Annotated in this window: 1 pseudogene; it reads left to right on the plus strand. The window is 34.0% G+C overall.

Features of this window, described 5'->3' with window-relative positions:
- Positions 1-277, plus strand: a pseudogene (locus tag KFD70_RS29255) (alpha/beta hydrolase); the annotation flags it as partial.
- Positions 278-467 lie beyond the last annotated feature (190 nt).

A 467-nucleotide genomic window follows, 5' to 3' on the forward strand; every position in this document is an offset into this window, starting at 1 on the left:
GCTTTTGCAAAAAGAAATGACTATAGAGACACCTATTGGTCAAAAGTTATATTGGGATTATTTATGCTATGTAAAAGAACATCCTATTAATACATGGAATACAGATACATATATTATGTATGGAGCCAAGGATGAACTGTGCGAACTTGAAACTATTAACTATTTTACAAAAAAACATCGTTGTGAATTAGAAGTCATGGAAACAGGTGAACATTACTTTCATACTGAAGAACAGTTAAAGATATTTGAACAGTGGTTACACAAACATATCGATTAACAAATTACAATTTATCTTGAACCTGTTAGAGAAGAATGCTGAATATTTGAACTACTCACCACTTAACGTCCTTACGGACTGTTTGAAGTGGGAGATTCCTAAGTACAGAGTTCTATCGAACTCTAATGGATTAGGCTATCCCCGTAGTTCCTACGGTTAAGAGACGAATTGCTTCGTTTCTCAGGTTGAT

The organism is Bacillus pfraonensis, from assembly GCF_050768835.1.
GTDB lineage: Bacteria > Bacillota > Bacilli > Bacillales > Bacillaceae_G > Bacillus_A > Bacillus_A pfraonensis.